Here is a 17,992-nt window from a genome sequence, read left to right on the forward strand (position 1 = left end):
GTGTCAGGCTTGGTCCATGGATGCCGTCGGCCGTGCCCTGGGACATGTCGCCTGACCGTCTCGAGGTCGTCGTCCTCGTCGTCTCGGCCGTGCTGCTGCTGGGGGTGGCGGCGGTTCGCGTGTCCACGGGCGCCGGCCTGCCGAGCCTGCTGCTCTACCTGGGCATCGGGCTGGCCATCGGTGAAGCGGGTCTGGGTCTGCGGTTCGACGACGCCGCCGTGGCGCAGACGGTGTGCACCGTGGCGCTGGCCGTCATCCTCGCCGAAGGGGGTCTGACGACCCGGTTGCACGTCATCCGCCCGGTGGCCCTGCACGCAGGGGTCCTCGCGACCGTCGGGGTCGCGATCAGCGTGGCCGTGACATCGACGGCTGCGTGGCTGCTGCTCGACGTCGACGTGCGCACCGCGCTGCTGCTCGGGGCCGTCGTGTCCTCCACCGACGCGGCCGCGGTGTTCGCCGTCATGCGTCGGCTGCCGCTGAACCGCCGCACGCGGGCCCTGCTCGAGGCCGAGTCGGGGCTCAACGACCCACCCGTCATCATCCTCGTCACCCTCGTCGTCTCCTCGGCCTGGGAGGACCTCGACGGGTGGTCGGCCCTGTTCGGGTTCGTCCAGCAGATGGGGCTGGGGGTCGTCGCCGGGGTGGTCGTGGCGTTCGCCGGGCGGTTCGTGCTGTCGCGGGTCGCCCTGCCGGCCACCGGCCTGTACCCGCTGGCCACGATGACGTTCGCCATGCTCGGCTTCGGCGTCGCCGGGGTCGTCGGTGGGAGCCCGTTCGTGGCGGTCTACCTCGCAGGCCTGCTGCTCGGCAACGCCGACCTGCCGCACCGGGCGGCCACCCTGGGGTTCGCCGAGGGGCTGGCCTGGCTCTCGCAGATCGGCCTGTTCGTCGTGCTGGGGCTGCTCGCCTCGCCGAGCCGGCTGGCCGACGCGTTGGTGCCCGCGATCGTCGTCGGGGTCGCCCTGACCCTCGTGGCGCGCCCCCTGTCGGTCGCGCTGTGTTCCATCCCGTTTCGGATGCCGTGGCGCGAGCAGGCGTTCACCTCGTGGGCAGGGTTGCGCGGTGCGGTTCCCATCGTGCTCGCCACCTTCCCCATCACCGCCGGGGTGCCGAACGCACAGCAGATCTTCGACGTCACCTTCCTGCTCGTCGTCGTCTTCACCGTCATCCAGGGGCCGACCCTGCCCTGGGCGGCGTCGCGGCTGGCCGTCACGGAGCCGGAGATCACCGCCGAGCTGGAGATCGAACACGCACCGTTCGAGGACATCGGAGCGAGCATGCTCACCTGCGACATCCCCAAGGGGTCGCGGCTGCACGGGGTCGAGATCTCCGAACTGAGGTTGCCCGGGGACGCGACCGTCGCGCTGATCCTGCGTGACGGCATCCTCTTCGCACCGAAACCGTCGACGATGCTGCGTCGCGGTGACCACCTGCTGCTGGCGGTCACCGACTCCGAGCGGCCCGGGGTCGAGCGGCGGCTTCGGGCGATCAGCCGGGCCGGCCGCCTCGCGACCTGGCGCGGTGAGCTGGGCCTGCCATCCTGATGAGCACCCCGCGCATGTGACCAGCCCCCGCATGTGACCAGCCCCAGGAAACGACGAAACCGCAGGTTCACCGGTGGTGACCTGCGGCTCGGGGGGCTGCGGCGCTGCTGGTGGCCAGGGGCGGGGTCGAACCGCCGACCTTCCGATTTTCAGTTCGAGACGGGCTGTCCCAGAACGTTTTTGGGAGCACGTTTCGTGCTCACGGCCTCCTCGAATCGTGCGGATGAAGCTGGGTCTGTTCGGTGTGCGGTTAGCAAAGCGTTAGCAAGACCGTGGGTCTGGGCGGTCATCGCGCCCGGGCCCGGATCCGTGCGGTGGTTACGAAACCACGGAAGGCGCGGTGTCCACAAGAGCCCCCTTGGACGCTTTCGGATGTCAGTCGGCCCGCACCCGATCACGGCGTGGCGGGCTCTACGAGGGAAGGGGAAGACCATGGAGGACAAGATGCTGTACACGCTGACCGACGTCGCGGCGGCGTTGAGTGTGGGCCGCAGCAAGGTCTACGAGCTGGTCCGCTGCGGGGCGCTGCCCTCGGTGCGGATCGGCGGCTCACGCTGGGTCCGCGGTGAGGACCTCGCGACCTACGTCGACTCCCTCGAACTCGTGCCGGCTGCTCGGCTGGCGGGTGCCCGATGAGCAGCGCCCGCCAGGGTGGTGCGGCGCCGAAGCTGCGGAACGGGGTGATCCGGCGCGGGAACAGCTGGTCGTACGTGATCCGGGTGACCGACAGCGCCGGGGTGAGCAAGCCCCGCTGGGTGGGCGGGTTCCCCACCGAGGCCGCGGCCAAGCGTGCCCGGGACGAGGCGAGGATCGCTGCCGGCCGGGGGGAGTTCGTCGACCGCAGCACGGTGACTGTGGGGGAGTACCTGGACCGGTGGCTCATGGCGCACGCCCTCGAAGTCAAGCCCCGCACCCGCGCCGGCTACGAACACATCATCAACACCTACGTGGCGCCCCGGATCGGGCGGATCCGGTTGCAGGCGCTGCGCCCGGCCGATCTGAGCACGCTGTACCGGCAGCTCATGGAGTCCGGCGGGCGGGGCGGCAAGCCGCTGTCGGCGCGGTCGGTGGAGTACGTGCACGCAGTGCTGCGCAAGGCGTTCGCCGACGCCGTGCGCAACGACCAGATCCTCACGACCAACCCGGCGGAGCGGGCCAAGCGACCTCGTAAGGAGCAGGCTGTTGCGGTGGTCATGTGGACCGCTGACGACCTGGCCTCCTTCCTGGCCACGACGATGGGGCACCGGCTGCACGGCTACTTCCGGCTTGCCGCGTACACCGGCGCCCGGCGTGGGGAGCTGATGAACCTGCGCTGGGCCGATGTCCACCTCGGTGACGAACACGGCCAGGGCGCATTCGTACGGCTGCGCGGGACCGTGTCGGTCATCGGCGGGGTCCGGGTGGAGGGTAGCACCAAGGGCGGGCGCGAACGCACCGTCAGCATCGACGCCGGCACCGCCGCGGTCCTGGCCGAGCACCGCCAACGTCAGGAGGCCGAACGGGCCCTGGCCGGTGCGTTGTGGGTGGGCGGGGACCACGTCTTTCGCCGTGAGCTCGGCGAACCGCTGTTCCCCGACACCCCGACCGCGTTGATGGCCAAGCTGCAGCGCCAGCACAACACCGCCGCCGTCGAGGCCGGCACCCCACCGCTGCCGGTGATCCGGTTGCACGACCTGCGCCACCTGCACGCCACCCTCCTCCTCAAGGCCGGCGTCCCGGTCCATGTCGTCGCCGCACGGCTCGGGCACGCCGACCCCGCCATCACCTTGCGCGTGTACGCGCACGTCTTGGACGACCAAGCGAGCGGCGCCGCCACCACCTTCGAACACCTCATCAACAGCACTCCGACCAAACCCTCGAGCGACGCACAGGGCGACCGCGGTTGAGATGCACGATCCTTGGTCGTCTACGTGCGGGTGGTCTCCCGGACGTGCCGCCGTGTGGCCCTGGGCGTGGTGTCGATGAGCATGCGTCTCATCGCACAGTGCTGTGCTCCTTAGCCCAGTTGGACGCGTTGACCAACATGGCCCCCTATTGGGCACTCGCCTAGCGTGGGGTTCCGTTCTGGCGTTCGGGGTGAGACGCCACCCTTGTCCACGCTGGCACCATGACCGCATGACTGTGGCGCGATCCCTCTTTCTGTTCGTGTTGGCCGCCATTGCCGAGATTGGTGGGGCCTGGCTGATCTGGCAGGGAGTGCGTGAGCACCGCGGCTGGGTGTGGGTGGGTGCGGGGGTCATCGCCCTGGGAGCGTACGGTTTCGTGGCCACGCTGCAACCGGACGCTCACTTCGGCCGGATCCTCGCTGCATACGGCGGGGTGTTCGTCGCCGGGTCTCTGCTGTGGGGAGTCATCGCGGACGGGTTCCGCCCCGATCGGTGGGACATCACCGGAGCTCTCATCTGCCTGGTGGGGGTTGCCGTCATCATGTACTCCCCTCGCGCAGCGTGAGGCGATCCGCCGCTAGGCACGGCACACACAAGAAGCGGGACTGCCGGGCAGCAGGTGGCCGAGGAGGCTAGAAGAGCAGTGTTGCCCAGTAGTCGCGGAATCGGATGGTGGCCAAAGTGGCGACGACGGCCAGCCAGGCGATGAGGATCGTGGGTGCGTACCGGGCGATGAATGCGGGCAGGATGCCGCGGGTGGCGAGCAGGGCGGAGACCGCCACGAGCGTGGTCACGGCGCACACCCACACGACCATGCAGTAGGGGCAGAGGGCGCCGATGCGGTACAGGCTCTGGAAGATGAGCCAGTGCACGAGGCCCACACCGGCCAGGGATCCGGCGAGCAGGGCGATCCAGTACCAGCGTCGCAGGTGGCCACCGGCGAGGAGGGCCGCGCCGGAGGCGGCGACGACGGGAAAGCCGGCCAGGCCGAGGACGGGGTTGGGGAACCCGAGGAGTTCGGCCTGCCAGGACATCATCACCGACCCGCAGCTGATCACGGGGTTGATGCTGCAGGCAGGGACGTGGGTGGGGTCGGCAAGTACCGCGACTTTCTCGATGATCAGGGCGGCGGACGCCAACGCGCCAGCGGTGCCGACGACGATCATTGCGATGGCGATCCACCTCCCCTCACTGGCAGCCCCTGGTTCGCGCCCGGGTGAGGGGGCGTCGGCGGTGGCGCGAGGCGTCGGGATGGCGGTGGGGCTCACTGGGCGATGGCGGCGTCCAATGCGGCCCGCAGCTCTTCCTCGCTGGAGGGGTTGATCTTGGTGCCGTCGAGGAAGAACGTGGGGGTGCCCTGCACGCCCAGCGCCAGCCCGTCCTGGCGGTCCTTCTCGATGCGGGCCTCGGTGGCGGGGTCGGCCACGGCGGCGTCGTAGGCGGCCAGATCCAGTCCGAGGGTTGAGGCGAATTCGCGGAACAGGCCGGCGCGAGAATCCTGCTGCTCTCCCCACTGGGGTTGGGTTTCGTACATCATCGTGTACATCTGCTCGAGCTTGCCTTGGGCGGCCGCGGCCTCCACGGCTTTGGCGGCGTTCATCGCGTTGGCGTGGCTGTCGATGGGGAAGTAGCGGATGACGAAGCTGACCTGGCCCTCGTACTCGGCGCGCAGCTTCTCGATGCTCGGGAACGCCGCGCGGCAGGACTCGCACTCGAAGTCCAGGAACTCCACGAACACCGGGGCCCCCGGGGGCGCGGTGGACAGGCGGTGGCTGTCTTCGCGCACGACGACGCCGGAGGTGGTCACGTCATCCCCGGCCTGCGCGTCCGAGGTTGTGGGGCGAGCCGCGAGCACGATGACCGTGGCGAGCACGCCCAGCGCTAGGACCAGTAGCACGGACAGGATGGTGTTGCGCTTGGCCACGAACGGACTCCCCTTATGGTGACGAGGCGCTCCAGGGTGCCGTGATGGCCACCTGGAGCCTTCGGTGACTCAGCCCAGTTGACAGGCCGGTCGCGAGGGACCACAGTAACACCTGATCACCTGTTCAGATGAAGGACAACGATGGCGACGGTTCTGGGGCTCGACGGGTGCGCTGTGGAGTGCGTGCATCCGGAAAAAGTGCGACTGGTGGCCGAGAACGCGCCGCGGCCCGAGGAGATCGTGGCCGTAGCCGCGGTGTTCAAGCTGCTCGGCGACCCGACCCGGGCCAAGCTGCTCTACGCCCTGCTGGAGGCCGGGGAGCTGTGCGTGTGCGACCTGGCCGCGGCGACCGGGACGACGGAGACCACGGTCAGTCAGGCGCTGCGATTGTTGCGGGCCGCGTCCGTGGTCACCGGCCGTCGTGAGGGACGCAACGTCTACTACCGTCTGTCCGACGCGCACGTGCGGATGCTGCTGGACGTGACCCGCGAGCACACCGTGCACGACTCGGGTGCAGGCGCAGGTGCGGGCGCAGTCGTTGACCATTCCGGGGTGGGTCCCACGTGAGCGGCGGACACGGACACGGCGGCGGGCACGCCGGTGGCCGGCACCGGTGGCGCTTGGCGGTCGCGTTCGCCCTGGTCGGGGGATTCTTCGGGGTGGAGCTGGTCGCGGGAGTGCTCTCGCAGTCGCTGGCGCTGCTCTCCGATGCCGGGCACATGGCCGCCGACGTGGTGACGCTGGGAGCGGCGTTGGTCGCGACCCGGATCGCAACCCGCCCAGACAGCACCGGGCGCCGCACCTTCGGCTCCTACCGGGCGGAGGTCTTCGCCTCCGGGCTGGCTGTGCTGTTGATGATCGGCGTAGCGGTCTACATCGGCGTCGAGGCGGTCAGCCGCATCGGCACCGAGGCAGAGGTTGCCTCCGGCACGATGCTGGTCGTCGGCACCATCGGACTGGTCATCAACGTCATCTGTATCTTCCTGCTCCGCGGCGGCGCCGGGGAGAGCCTGAACGTCAAGGGCGCCTACCTCGAGGTCATCGCCGACACTTTGGGCTCGGTGGGTGTCATCGCCGCGGCCCTGCTGGTGTCCGCGACCGGTTCAGCGGTATGGGACACGGTGATCGCCCTGGCCATCGCCGTGTTCGTCCTGGTGCGCGCGGTCATGCTCGGCCGAGAGGTCCTGGCCGTGCTCGGCCAGCACGCCCCGGCCGGAATCGAACCCACCGAGATGCTGGCCGCCCTGGAGAACGTGGACGGCGTCTCCGGGGTCCACGACCTGCACGTGTGGACCCTGACCTCGGGCATGGACGTCGCCACCGCACACCTGGTCACTGAGGCCGGCGACCCCGAACAGGTTCTGGCCGCGGCGCGGGCCGTCCTGCACGACCAGTTCGCGATCGCCCACGCGACGCTTCAGGTGGAAACCACCCGCGACCGTCAGTGCTTGGGCGTGAACTGGTGACCGGGCCCGCACGGCAAGAAGTGTCACCGCCGACCGTCGCGGCCCGCCGAGCTCAGCTGGCGGTTCGAGCCCAGCTCCTGGCCGGGGCCTCGGTGGCCTACAACGTCATCGAGGCCGTCCTGGCGATCAGCTGGGGCAGGGCGGCGGACTCGGCCGCGCTCGTCGGCTTCGGCCTGGACTCCACCGTGGAGGTCGCCTCCGGGCTGGTCATCCTCTGGCAGTTCCGTCACCAGGTGCCCGAGTCGCGCGAGCACACCGCACGACGCCTGATCGCGGTGTCGTTCTTCGCCCTGGCCGCGTACGTCCCGGCCGACTCGTTGACGGCGCTGGCCACCGGCCAGCGACCAGACACCGCCCCGCTCGGGATCGCGCTGGCTGCGACCTCGTTGGCCGTGATGCCCTTGCTGTCCTGGGCGCAGCGCCGCACCGGACGCCAGCTGGGGTCGGGCTCGGTCGTCGCGGACTCCACCCAGACCCTGCTGTGCACCTACCTGTCCGCCGTGCTCCTGCTGGGGTTGCTTGCCAACGCCATCCTGGGCTGGTGGTGGCTCGACTCGGTCGCCGCGTTGGTCATCGCCGCGGTCGCGGTCCGCGAGGGACTCGAGAGCTGGCGGGGAGAGGACTGCTGCGCCCCGGGGTTCGGCCAGCAGGCAGCATCCAGGACACGTGCACCGACTCCGGCTGCGACTGCTGAGCGCGGCGCGACCGATGCGTTGTCGACCCGTCAGGGAAGGTGCCTGTCCAGACGCGTCAGCAGCGGCCCGACAAGCGGCCAGGCGTGAGCGCCAACGGTCATCACCCTTTCCCGGGCGGCGCCGATGCCGCGGCGCAGCACCACAGCCGGGGAGCGACGTCCTTGGTCGGCCGTGGAGCGCGCCCGCCGGTTGAGCCACCGGGCGCAGCCAGCGCACAGGCCGACCTCTGGGTGGGCGCCCAAGCGGGTCAGGTCCGTGTCGTCGAAGGCGTTGCCACAGCACCAGCAGGACGGTTGGGTCTGGGCCGAGGCTCCCTGTGCGGTGTCCATGACAACACAATGGTCGCCCACATGGGCGTCCGTGGCCAGAGAGCCGGACGGCGCGTTAGTTGACGCTCGACCTGAGGGCCTCGGCGAGCTGGTCGACCGTGGGCGATCCGGCCAGACCCTGCGGTGTCGCGTACACCCGGCACGCCATCGCCGGGACCATGCCTCGCTCAGCAAACGGGTCGTGCCCGCCGATGAGGATGGTGGGCGACCCGGTGAACCCCAACCGGTCGGCATCCTCGGGCGTCTGGACCAGCTGGGTGCTCACCGTGATCCGGACACCGACGAGGGCCGCCGCCGGCGGCAACCGATCGAGCACGGTCCGCCAGCTCGGGCAACCCTCGAAGTACAGCACCGTCACCGCCAGGGTCATGATCCTCCTTCCGTGCCCACCGCAACTGACCAGTTCCGCGAAGGAAGGACATCATGCCTCTCCTTGAGGTTCAGTGGTGCGAGATCCCTCAGGTCCCGTGCCTGCGCGTCGGCCAGAGTGACCATTCGACAAGTGTTGTTCAGGCGCGTCACGGAAGGTGTCAAGCTGTTTGAGACATCTGCGGTCAGGCGCTTTGTATGAGGGCCTCCTGTGAGGGCTGGTTGATCCACGCGGCGGTGGGCAGTTTCGGTGGTGCCGGCCGGCGGCGGCCGAAGCGGTCGGGGTGGGTCGCGTACGCGGCGTCGAGGGTGACCTGTCGCTGGGCGCGGACCTCTCTCGCGGTGCCGTAGTGGACCGAGGCCGGAGTGTGCAGCCCGATCCCGGCGTGGCGGTGCTCGTGGTTGTAGTAGCCGAAGAACGTCTCGCAGAAGGCTCTGGCGTCGGCCAGGGACCCGAACTCGCCAGGGAAGACCGGGGCGCACTTCAACGTCTTGAACGCGGCCTCGCTGTAGGGGTTGTCGTTGGACACGTGCGGGCGGGAGTGCGAACGGGTCACGCTCAGGTCGACGAGCAGCTGTGCCACGGGTTTGGAGGTCATCGAGGTACCCCGGTCCGCGTGGACCACGTCGGGGATCCCATGCACACCCATCGCCTCCTCGAGCATGCTCTCGGCGAGGACCGAGTCCTCGTAGGCGGCGACGGTCCACGCGACGACGTAGCGGGAGAAGATGTCGATCACGACGTACAGGTGGTAGTACACCCCACGCTCGGGTCCTCGGAGCTTGGTGATGTCCCAGGACCACACCTGCCCGGGCCGGGTCGCTACGAGCTCGGGTTTGACCCGGGGCGGGTGGGTGGCCTGGGCGCGGCGCTCACCCGCGGCGTCGTTCGTGCGCAGGATCCGGTGCATCGTGGAGCGCGAGCACAGGTAGGTGCCCTCGTCCAGCAGCGTCGCCCAGGTCTGGGCCACGGACTTGTCGATGAACCGGTCGCTGGTCAACACCGACAGCACCTCACGCCGTTCGGCGTCAGTGAGCGCGTTGGGTGGGGCCGGCCGCTGCGCCCGGTCCCGAACTGGGCGAGGGGCTTTGGCGCGGTAGTGGCTGCCTCGTGCCCGTCCCAGCAGCGCGCACGCGGCTTTCACGCCGGTGTGCACGGCGAGCTCGTCCACGAGCGGGGTGATCACCGCGGCGACCGCTTGGTCGGCTCCGCGCTCTCGGAGAGAGTCTCCAAGAGCGCGTGTGCTTTTCCCACCAGGTCCAGCGCCGCCCGGGTCCTAGCCAGCTCGGCCTCGGCCCGCTCCGCCCGGGCCGTCAGCGCCGCAATCTCCGCGTCCCGCCGGTCCCGCCCGACCGGGCCCAGCCCCGCCCGCGCACCAGCCTCAGCAGCTCGGCGCCACTCCACGATGTGCGAGGAGTACAACCCCTCCCGTCGCAGGACCGCACCCCGCGCCCCATGCTCGGCAGCGTCGTACTCGGCCAGGATCCGCGCCTTGTACTCCGCCGTGAACACCCGCCGCTTGGGCCGGTCAGCTCGAGGTCCCATGACCCCATCATCAACGGCCCCATCAGCCAAAGTCATCGTCATCGGTTGCTACTCGCTTCTCACCCCGTGCAAGGGAAGGAACTCAGTCGTTGTGTCTCACCACAGCCTGACGCACAGGGTCAAGCCAAGCTCGAGCTCGGTCACACACTCGTCGGAGGCGCTGCGGTCGAGCCCTTGACGCTCCGTGGGTGGAGGGCGATGCTGGGGACCGACTTTCTTCGTGGCTCGCCATGGATGTCGGAGGCGGAAGATGAAGCGGTCAATGCCGGTCGGTGGCGCATTCCTGGTGTGCGCCGTCCTGCTCGTGGGGGCCGTCCCAGCGGCGGCGAATCCGAACAACAACAACTCGGCAAAGCTCCGTGCGGCCGTGACCGTGGCGGGGATCCTCGAGCACGAGCAGGCCTTCCAGGCGATCTCTGATGCTGCAGCCGGGAACCGGCTGTCCGGGGCACCGGGGTACGACGGATCCGCGGACTACGTCGCAGAGCGGGCCGCGGCGGCCGGGTTCGACGTCGAGGTGCAGGACTTCGAGTACACATTGGACTTCCTGGCTGACTTCGAGGCGCCGGTGCTGAGCATTGAGGGTGGCACCGAGTTCGTTGGCGGGATCGCCGGGGCGAGCCTTGGCGGTGACTTCGGCTCGATGTTCAAGTCCACGCCGTACAGCATCGACGTCACCGCCCCGGTGTGGGCCATCGACCTGGCCCTGCCTGCGGTGGGGCCAGCGAACACCAGCACCAGCGGCTGCCAGGACGCGGACTACACCGGGATGCCCCCGGGGGCGATCATCATCGTGCAGCGCGGTACCTGCCCCTTCGCCGAGAAGTTCCTGCGGGCTGACGCCTCTGGTGCCGCAGCGATGGTGTTCATCAACGAAGGGCAGCCGGGCCGCACGGAGCCGTTGTGGTTCAACTTCGACGGCATCAACATCCCGACGTTCGCCGCCACGGTGGAGACCGGGACGGAGCTGGCGAACGGGGTGCTCAGCGGGGACACCGGTCAGACCGCCCGGTTCAAGATCGACTGGGCTCCCGGCACGTACACCACCAGCAACGTCATTGCCGAGAGCACCAGCGGCGACCCCGACAACGTGATCGTGGTCGGTGCCCACCTGGACTCGGTGGGTGTCGGGCCGGGACTCAACGACAACGGGTCAGGGTCGGCGACGACCCTGGAGATCGCCGAGCAGATGGCGAAGGTGAACCCCCGCAACAAGGTCCGCTTCATCTGGTTCGGCGCCGAGGAGTCCGGCCTCCTCGGGGCTGAGGCTTACGTGGCAGGCCTGTCGCCCGAGGAGAGGTCGCATATCGCCGCCATGTTGAACTTCGACATGGTCGGGTCGTCCAACTTCGTGCGCTTCGTCTACGACGGCGACCTGTCCGACTCCACCCCGCCGCCCGGCGGCGCGCCGGCAGGGTCAGACGCCATCGAGACGTTGTTCCTGGACTACTTCGCCAGCCAGGGTCTGGCCACCGAACCCACCGCCTTCGACGGACGGTCGGACTACGGGCCGTTCATCGACGCCGGCATCCCGGCCGGGGGACTGTTCACCGGTGCCGAGGGCATCAAGACGGCAGAAGAGGCGGCCGTCTATGGCGGCCAGGCTGGCGAACAGTACGACCCCTGCTACCACCTCTCCTGCGATGACATCGACAACCTGAGCCCGGTGGCGCTCGATCAGATGAGTGACGCCGCCGCTCACGCCACGATCTCCCTCGCCCAGAGCACCCAAGCGGTCAACGGTCAGCGCGGCAAGGGCAACTTCAACGTCAAGCAGACGGGACCACCCACACCGATCGCGAACATCGCCGGCAGGTGAACATGTCCTGACCAGCCCCACAGGGAGACCAGGGTAAAACCCGGGAGCGGGGTCCCCCGGGCGCCGGTCACCGTGGACGGGCGGTGGACACTCAGGCCCGGGTGCGCCGGCGACGTCCCAGAAACGGGACGAACCGTCCGACGGACTGCTCATAGCTGGTGTACGCCGGACCGTGCTGGGCGCGCAGGTACGGTTCCTCGACAATCCGGACCTGAAGCTGCAGGGCAATCAGCAGTAGAGCCAGCCCCGCGATGGAGACCAGGTTGGGCACCATGAAGGCCAGCCCCGCCCCCGTGAGAGCCATGGCGCTGAAGATCGGGTTGCGCACCACCGCGAACCACCCCACCGTCACCAGCGCCGTGCGTTCGCCCTCACGGACCCCGATCCGCCAGGCGGAGCCCATCCCCAGCTGAGCGAGCACCGTGAGAACGATCCCGACGACCGCGGCCACCGCGGCCGCGGCCTGCACGTCCGGGTCGTTGAACACCCCGATCGGCTCCATGCCGGCCAGTGCCGCGACGGGCCCGAGGACCCCGGTCAGCAGGGCGAGGACGAACAGCACACCGGCCCACCACCGGGGTGAGCCCACCGGCCCGGAGATGCCCCGGAACCCGGTGTCGCCGGTGGCCCGGTAATGCAGCACCGAGCGGAGCACGAACCCCAGCGTGAGGTAGACCGCGAACAGGGCCAGGGCCCACCACGCCAGTGCAGTCTCAGGGTCAGTGGTCGTCATCGTCTTCCTCCACCAGCTCGCCTTCCCACGCCTCGCGGCCCTCACGCACGGCGAAGACCGCGATGACGAACCCGGCCACCGGGTCCAGCCAGGCTGCGCCGGTCAGTGCGTACAGGCCGAGGGCGACCAAGGTGGAGACGCTGAGCAGCACGCAGATCCTGGTCTGGGCGGCGTCGGCCAGTATGAGCCGGTCCCCGCCCAGGGCGCCGCCCACGCGGCGCTTGGCCCGGGCCAGCACGGGCATGATGACCACGGAGAGCACGAGCAGCACCAGCCCCACCGTCGAGTGCTCCGGTGGGTCACCGGCGGCCAACGACCGGATTCCCTCGACCGTCACGTAACCGGCCAGGGCGAAGAACGTCACCGCGACAGCCCGCAGGGTGCGCCGCTCCTTGGCCTCATCGGCCTTCCCAAGGCGCAGCCGAGCGGACAGGCGCAACGCCACCAGGACCGCCGTCGCCGACTCGATCCCCGAGTCCAACCCGAACCCGACCAAGGACACCAGCCCCGCCATCAGCCCCGCGGCGACCGCGACCACACCCTCAGCCACGTTGTACGCCACCGTGAACTGGGACAGCCGCAACGCCCGCCGCGTCAGCGCCTCCACCTCCGCGGCAGACACGCCAGCCGGATCAGTGGTCCCGGGGGCCGGCACGCTCATGACGCGTCCGCCGCTGCGGCCTTGCCGCTGCTGGGACAGAACGCCGGTGCATGACCGGTGCGCTCCAGGAGCCGTTCGGCCACCTCCCAGAGATCCTCGAGCACCTGCGCATGCTGCAGCGAGTACACCGTCGCCCGTCCCTGGGCGCGCCCGGAGACCAGCCCGCAGTCACTCAGGCACCGCAGATGCGCAGAGACGGTGCTCTGCGCCAAACCCAGGTGAGCGGTCAGGTCCACCACGCGATGCTCACCCAACGCCAGATGCCGAAGGATCGACACCCGTGAGGGATCGCTGAACCCGTGGAACAACGCCGCCGCGTCCAGCGGGTTGGTTAACCGACTCGAGGACGTCCCATCTAGCATCGACATAAAGCGATGATAGCGTACATGGCCAATGAAAGGGGCGACGGCAGCTTCGCGTTTCAACTCACTTCGCTGGGAGAGTCCTCAGCCGCCGACCATCAGCGTTGTCAGGGGAGTCCAAACCCTGTTCCGGGCGGCTCGCTGCGGCCGCACGCGAGGATGCGGCGATGGCGCGTCGTTACCAGAATGTGACTTTGTTGGCGGTCATGACGTACGTTGGGGCTTCTTGTTTCCGCCCCGGAAGGCACCCCACCTACATGTCTCGCCACCGCGCGCCCGGTCGACGCCGTGCCCAAGGCCCTGTTCGTCGACTGCCAGACGGGGCCGCCCGAGCCAGCGCGGTCTGGGCGGCGAAGGGAGTCGCCGTTGCTGGTGTCGTGGCGGGTGCGACCGCATTCACCGTGGCGCCGAGCAACTCCAGCCTGGAACTGCCGCAGGCGGCTGCCGTCGTAACCGTCGGCACACGCGACGATGCAGGCAGTGCTTCACGGTCGCTGGCTCGAGTGGCCGTCACCCCGGCAGTAGTTGCGCCTACCGGCGCTGCCCCAGCCGCACCCAACCCGGTCGGGGTCTCCGGGGTCAAAGCCATCCCGAAGCCCAAGCCCAAGCCCAAGCCCGACCCCGTAAACACAGCACCCTCGGGCCAGTCGACCGCCTCGAGCAGCCGTGCGAGCTCCGGGTCCGGCGGCGTGTCCGCCAAGTGCGGTGGCTTGGGCGTGCGGTCCAACGCGGCCCGCTTGTGCACTGCGGTCCAACAGCGATTCGGGCTCGGCAGCATCGGCGGGTTCCGGGCAGGGGCGGGCGAACACGGCACCGGTCAGGCACTGGACCTGATGATCTCCTCACGCAGCCAAGGTGACGCGGTCGCCGCTTTCGTCCAGGCCAATATCGGGACGTACGACGTCAAGTACCTCATCTGGCGGCAGCGCTATTGGGCGCCCGGGCGTTCCTGGAGGATGATGGAGGACCGTGGTTCACCCACCCAGAACCACATGGACCACGTCCACGTAACCGTCAACTGAGCCCAGGCGTGGAGGCCGGGCTGATCCCCCAGAGCCCCTTGGTGCCTCACGCGATGCTCGTTTCCGCGCCTCCGACGTTTAGGGAAGCGCTGATCAAGGGGGCAGTTGGTTGGTGCGGGGGCCCGGCGGGGTCGGGGGCACTCCCCGGGGGCTCGTTTCGCCCGGTGGGTTGGGCTCTTGACCCCCGGGTCTCGGGGTGTTTCTAGCGGTTGCGGGCAGGCTGAAGCCTGGCCGTCACCCCATGAGGGCGGCGGCCCTGGCGCGCATCAACCAGTTCGCGGAGGCGAACAACACGTTGAGGTGGTTGAGGTTCTTCGCGATCCCGCGGTAGCGGGTCTTGGTGAAGGCGAAGTCACGCTTGACGATGAGGAACGGGTGTTCGACCTTGGCCCGCACCGACGCCTGGCGTGATGCCACGGCGCGGTCATGCTCGGGCATCGTCTTGAGCACCCCTTTACGTGGGGCGACTTGCCACGTGATTTGTGACAGGTCTTCGTTCTCGGCGATCTCGGGCCGCTTCGCAGCTCCTTGGTACCCGGCGTCGGCGTACACAACCTCGTCATCGGCGCGCACCAGGTGCACCGCCTCGTCCAGGTCATGCACGTTCGCCGCGGTCGCGGTCACCGTGTGGACGTACCCGGTCCCGGCATCAGCGCCGATGTGGGCCTTCATCCCGAAGTGCCACTGGTTGCCCTTCTTCGTCTGGTGCATCGCCGGGTCGCGGGTGCCGGTGGCGTTCTTCGTTGATGACGGCGCCGCGATGATCGTGGCGTCGATGATGGACCCGCCCCGCATGATCCAGCCCTGCTGCGCGAACACCTCGTTCTGCGCCGCCAACAGCTTCTCCCCGAGGTGGTGCTCCTCCAACAAGTGCCGGAAGTGCAGCAGCGTCGTGGCGTCCGGGACCTGCTCGACCGCGAAGTCCAACCCCATGAACCGGCGCATCGCGTACGAGTCGTACACCGCGTCCTCCACGCCCTCATCGGACAGGGAGAACCACACCTGCAGCAGGTACATCCGCAGCATCGTCTCCACCGGCTTGGCCTTACGGCCCCGCTTACCCGCACGATCCGCGTAGTAGAACGGCTCGATCACCCCCACCCACGACGCCCACGGGATCGTGGCGTCCATCGCTTCCAAGAACTTCTCCCGACGCGACACACGCCGCCGGTTGCCGTACTCAATGTCGGTGAAACTGGGCTGATCGATATCCACACCCCATTCTCCCGGGACCCCACCCACCAAGGCCGAAGACGCCCCGGCCAGCCGAGAAAATCAGTGATTCCTTAGGACCTTGGCGACCTCCCTCGTCCCGACTTCGCCTTTTCCGACCGGCTGCGAGACCCTCCGCCGCCTGAGGGACTACGCGTTCGCACAGCCAATTGCTGGCGCAGCCGGGGACATGTGGCAAGCCCGACTGTTCTCCGATCGTCCTCTCTGCGAACCCCATCCAAGGGTTCGGCACTACCCGCCGTGTCGCGCTCACGGCAGCTGGTGAGACGAATGCTCTGGTGCCCACATCCACGCCATCGAGCAAGGTGCCCCCGAGGGCACCTTCACAGGCACGCGAACTACGCTGGTCGGCATGGCCACCCCCGAGACCCGGTCGCTCGGGCGGCCCCTGGGGATCGCAGTGGCAGCAGGTCTCGTGGCGGCCGCGCTCGCCGCGGCGCTGACAGGAGCGGTAGCTGCCCTCGCCCTGGCTGACCCGGGCCCGCTGGTGCGTTGGGGGCTCCCTCTCGTGTCGACCGTGAGCACCCTGGCTGCGAGTGCCACGGTCGGGCTCCTCGGGCTCGCCGCCTTCTTGGTGCCCGAGCGTGTGCGCACGAACCGTCGGGTCACGGCCACGCGGTATGCCGCTCGGGCCGCCTCCCTCTGGGCGGTCGCCGCCCTGCTCGAGGTCGTACTGACGTTCGCCTCCCTCGCAGGCACTTCACTGTTGACCCCTGACCTCCTGCCCCAGCTGGTGTCGTTCGCCTGGACACTTGAGACGACACGGGTGCTGCTGATCAGCGCGCTCGTCGCAGTCATCGTGGCCCTATCGGCGACGGTCGCGACGCGGCGCGCCCCGATGGCGTGGCTCGCCGTGCTCACCCTGGTCGGTGTCGTCATTCTCGCGCTCACGGGGCACGCCGCCGGGTCCGCGAGCCACGAGGACGCGGTCAACGCGCTCGGTCTGCACCTGATCGGGGTTGTGGTCTGGGTGGGCGGGCTCATCGCGCTCGTCGCGATGCGGCCCACCCTCGGCGATGACCTCGGCGTGACCGTCTCGCGCTACTCCACCGTCGCGGTCTGGTGCTTCGCGCTCGTCACGGTCACCGGGGCGCAGCAGGCATGGATCCGGCTCGGTTCGCTGGGCGCGCTGTTCACGGCTTACGGTGCTCTTGTCTTGCTCAAGACGTTGGCCATCGTGGCGCTCGGCGTGCTCGGCTGGCTCCACCGGCGCTCCATCGCGACCCGGCTGACCGCCGACCCGGGTGACGGCAGCGCCTTCGCCCGGCTCGCGGTCGTCGAGCTAGCGGTCATGGGTGGCGCGACCGGGCTTGCGGCGGTGCTCGCCCGCAGCGCGCCGCCAGTGGACGACGCCCCGCCCGTACCGAGCCGCATCCTCGAGCTCACCGGGTACCCCGACCCCGGGCCGATGATGTCCGGCCACTGGTTCAGCGCCTGGCGGATGGACTGGCTCTTCGTCGGCATCGCGGTGCTCGCGGTCGGCCTGTACCTGGCCGGGGTGGTGCGGCTGCGGCGGCGCGGGGACGCGTGGCCGGTGCTGCGCACGGTGTGCTGGGTGCTCGGGTGGGCACTGTTCGTGTGGGCCACGTGTGGAGCGCCCGGCATCTGGGGGCGGGTGCTGTTCAGCGTGCACATGGTGATGCACATGGCCGTGGCGATGATCGTGCCGCTGCTGCTCGTGCCCGGTGCACCGGTGACCCTCGCGTTGCGCACCCTCAAGGCTCGCCCCGACAAGACGTGGGGGCCGCGCGAGGTGCTGCTCCAGGTGGTGCACTCCCGGGCGATGAAGGTGCTGGCGAACCCGGTGGTCGCGGCGTGCTTCTTCTTCTTCAGCCTGGCGGCGTTCTACTGGACCGGGCTGTTCGAGCTCTCGCTGACCACCCACACCGGGCACCTGCTGATGATCGCCCACTTCCTGCTGACCGGGTACCTCTTCACGTGGGTGCTCATCGGCATCGATCCCGGTGTCCCGCGGTGGAACCCGCTCATGCTGCTCGTCATCCTCTTCGCGACGATCTCCTTCCACGCGTTCTTCGGGGTGGCGCTGACCGGCAGCGACACCCTGCTGGCGCCCGACTTCTTCGCGCAGCTCAACCTGCCGTGGGGGCCCGACCCGCTGGCCGACCAGCAGCGAGCCGGTGAGATCGCGTGGGGTGTCGGGGAGGCACCGACGCTCGTGCTCGCCGTGATGGTGGCTGTGCAGTGGTTCCGCCGTGACGAGCAGGAGTCGCGGCGTCTGGACCGGCAGGCCGACCGCGACGGCGACGCCCAGCTACGCGCGTACAACGAGCACCTGTCCCGCCTCCGCCAAGAAACCGAGACCGAGCGCTCGGGAGGATGACGGCGGAGGTGTCCCTCTGCGACCTGCGAAGCGTCAGGGAATCGTGCACAGTCGACCGTCCG

At 69.3% G+C, this 17,992-nt stretch carries 18 protein-coding genes; 10 read left to right on the forward strand and 8 right to left on the reverse strand.

The genetic code is table 11. The annotated features are described in order from the left end of the window. The first annotated feature begins 44 nt into the window (after window positions 1–44). The 4 genes from C8E84_RS13175 (at window position 45) to C8E84_RS13190 (ending at window position 3,995) form a co-directional block, all read left to right on the forward strand. On the forward strand, window positions 45–1,544 hold the full coding sequence (locus tag C8E84_RS13175) for a potassium/proton antiporter (protein WP_159902827.1): 1,500 nt from the start codon (window positions 45–47) through the stop codon (window positions 1,542–1,544). 432 nt (window positions 1,545–1,976) lie between these two features. Continuing rightward, window positions 1,977–2,180 (forward strand): helix-turn-helix domain-containing protein, encoded by a 204-nt coding sequence (locus C8E84_RS13180; RefSeq protein WP_159902829.1) that lies wholly within the window; start codon window positions 1,977–1,979, stop codon window positions 2,178–2,180. Next, window positions 2,177–3,430 (forward strand): tyrosine-type recombinase/integrase, encoded by a 1,254-nt coding sequence (locus tag C8E84_RS13185; protein ID WP_211675557.1) that lies wholly within the window; start codon window positions 2,177–2,179, stop codon window positions 3,428–3,430. Before C8E84_RS13180 ends, C8E84_RS13185 begins: the two co-directional genes overlap by 4 nt. Window positions 3,431–3,659: 229 nt before the next feature. Beyond that, complete coding sequence (locus tag C8E84_RS13190; protein WP_159902831.1) at window positions 3,660–3,995, forward strand: YnfA family protein; 336 nt, start codon at window positions 3,660–3,662, stop codon at window positions 3,993–3,995. 67 nt (window positions 3,996–4,062) lie between these two features. On the opposite strand, the gene C8E84_RS13195 is transcribed toward C8E84_RS13190, so the two are convergent. Both C8E84_RS13195 and C8E84_RS13200 read right to left on the reverse strand, forming a co-directional pair. Next, window positions 4,063–4,698, reverse strand: a complete 636-nt coding sequence (locus tag C8E84_RS13195) for a vitamin K epoxide reductase family protein (RefSeq protein WP_246196931.1) — start codon at window positions 4,696–4,698, stop codon at window positions 4,063–4,065. Then, on the reverse strand, window positions 4,695–5,354 hold the full coding sequence (locus C8E84_RS13200; RefSeq protein WP_246196932.1) for a DsbA family protein: 660 nt from the start codon (window positions 5,352–5,354) through the stop codon (window positions 4,695–4,697). Before C8E84_RS13200 ends, C8E84_RS13195 begins: the two co-directional genes overlap by 4 nt. Window positions 5,355–5,495: 141 nt before the next feature. Between C8E84_RS13200 and C8E84_RS13205 the strand changes: the two genes are divergently transcribed. The 3 genes from C8E84_RS13205 to C8E84_RS13215 are packed head-to-tail and all read left to right on the forward strand — an operon-like array spanning window position 5,496 to window position 7,602. After that, on the forward strand, window positions 5,496–5,921 hold the full coding sequence (locus C8E84_RS13205; RefSeq protein WP_159902833.1) for an ArsR/SmtB family transcription factor: 426 nt from the start codon (window positions 5,496–5,498) through the stop codon (window positions 5,919–5,921). Further along, on the forward strand, window positions 5,918–6,820 hold the full coding sequence (locus tag C8E84_RS13210; protein WP_159902835.1) for a cation diffusion facilitator family transporter: 903 nt from the start codon (window positions 5,918–5,920) through the stop codon (window positions 6,818–6,820). Before C8E84_RS13205 ends, C8E84_RS13210 begins: the two co-directional genes overlap by 4 nt. Continuing rightward, complete coding sequence (locus C8E84_RS13215; RefSeq protein ID WP_246196933.1) at window positions 6,817–7,602, forward strand: cation efflux transmembrane domain-containing protein; 786 nt, start codon at window positions 6,817–6,819, stop codon at window positions 7,600–7,602. The genes C8E84_RS13210 and C8E84_RS13215 overlap by 4 nt, the downstream gene beginning before the upstream one ends. 297 nt (window positions 7,603–7,899) lie before the next feature. On the opposite strand, the gene C8E84_RS13220 is transcribed toward C8E84_RS13215, so the two are convergent. Both C8E84_RS13220 and C8E84_RS13225 read right to left on the reverse strand, forming a co-directional pair. Then, on the reverse strand, window positions 7,900–8,214 hold the full coding sequence (locus C8E84_RS13220) for a thioredoxin family protein (RefSeq protein ID WP_343041679.1): 315 nt from the start codon (window positions 8,212–8,214) through the stop codon (window positions 7,900–7,902). A 184-nt stretch (window positions 8,215–8,398) separates the two neighbouring features. Further along, a protein-coding gene (locus C8E84_RS13225) for an IS3 family transposase (protein WP_425495968.1) occupies window positions 8,399–9,795 on the reverse strand; the annotation gives its coding sequence in 2 pieces (ribosomal slippage) (window positions 8,399–9,450 and window positions 9,450–9,795; 1,398 coding nt in all). A 226-nt stretch (window positions 9,796–10,021) separates the two neighbouring features. Between C8E84_RS13225 and C8E84_RS13235 the strand changes: the two genes are divergently transcribed. Further along, on the forward strand, window positions 10,022–11,578 hold the full coding sequence (locus C8E84_RS13235; RefSeq protein WP_159902841.1) for a M28 family metallopeptidase: 1,557 nt from the start codon (window positions 10,022–10,024) through the stop codon (window positions 11,576–11,578). A gap of 91 nt (window positions 11,579–11,669) precedes the next feature. Here C8E84_RS13235 and C8E84_RS13240 read toward each other — a convergent pair whose 3' ends face one another. Genes C8E84_RS13240 through C8E84_RS13250 form a run of 3 tightly spaced genes read right to left on the reverse strand, consistent with a single transcriptional unit; the run spans window position 11,670 to window position 13,340 of the window. Further along, a complete protein-coding gene (locus tag C8E84_RS13240) occupies window positions 11,670–12,311 on the reverse strand; it encodes a methyltransferase family protein (RefSeq protein ID WP_159902843.1) in 642 nt (213 codons plus the stop codon). Continuing rightward, complete coding sequence (locus C8E84_RS13245) at window positions 12,298–12,933, reverse strand: cation efflux transmembrane domain-containing protein (protein WP_246196934.1); 636 nt, start codon at window positions 12,931–12,933, stop codon at window positions 12,298–12,300. Before C8E84_RS13245 ends, C8E84_RS13240 begins: the two co-directional genes overlap by 14 nt. A gap of 35 nt (window positions 12,934–12,968) precedes the next feature. Further along, the gene (locus tag C8E84_RS13250) at window positions 12,969–13,340 is read right to left on the reverse strand and encodes a metalloregulator ArsR/SmtB family transcription factor (RefSeq protein WP_159904883.1); all 372 of its coding nucleotides are present in this window, start codon (window positions 13,338–13,340) and stop codon (window positions 12,969–12,971) included. A 251-nt stretch (window positions 13,341–13,591) separates the two neighbouring features. On the opposite strand from C8E84_RS13250, the gene C8E84_RS18640 reads away from it, so the two are divergent. Then, on the forward strand, window positions 13,592–14,356 hold the full coding sequence (locus tag C8E84_RS18640) for a VldE C-terminal domain-containing protein (protein ID WP_484549348.1): 765 nt from the start codon (window positions 13,592–13,594) through the stop codon (window positions 14,354–14,356). Between the two features lie 234 nt (window positions 14,357–14,590). Here C8E84_RS18640 and C8E84_RS13260 read toward each other — a convergent pair whose 3' ends face one another. Continuing rightward, complete coding sequence (locus tag C8E84_RS13260) at window positions 14,591–15,565, reverse strand: IS5 family transposase (RefSeq protein ID WP_159904451.1); 975 nt, start codon at window positions 15,563–15,565, stop codon at window positions 14,591–14,593. A 376-nt stretch (window positions 15,566–15,941) separates the two neighbouring features. Here C8E84_RS13260 and C8E84_RS13265 point away from each other — a divergent pair, with 376 nt between their 5' ends. Next, complete coding sequence (locus C8E84_RS13265) at window positions 15,942–17,930, forward strand: bifunctional copper resistance protein CopD/cytochrome c oxidase assembly protein (RefSeq protein ID WP_159902848.1); 1,989 nt, start codon at window positions 15,942–15,944, stop codon at window positions 17,928–17,930. The last annotated feature ends 62 nt before the right edge of the window (window positions 17,931–17,992 follow it).

The organism is Ornithinibacter aureus (genome assembly GCF_009858245.1).
Lineage (GTDB): Bacteria > Actinomycetota > Actinomycetes > Actinomycetales > Dermatophilaceae > Fodinibacter > Fodinibacter aureus.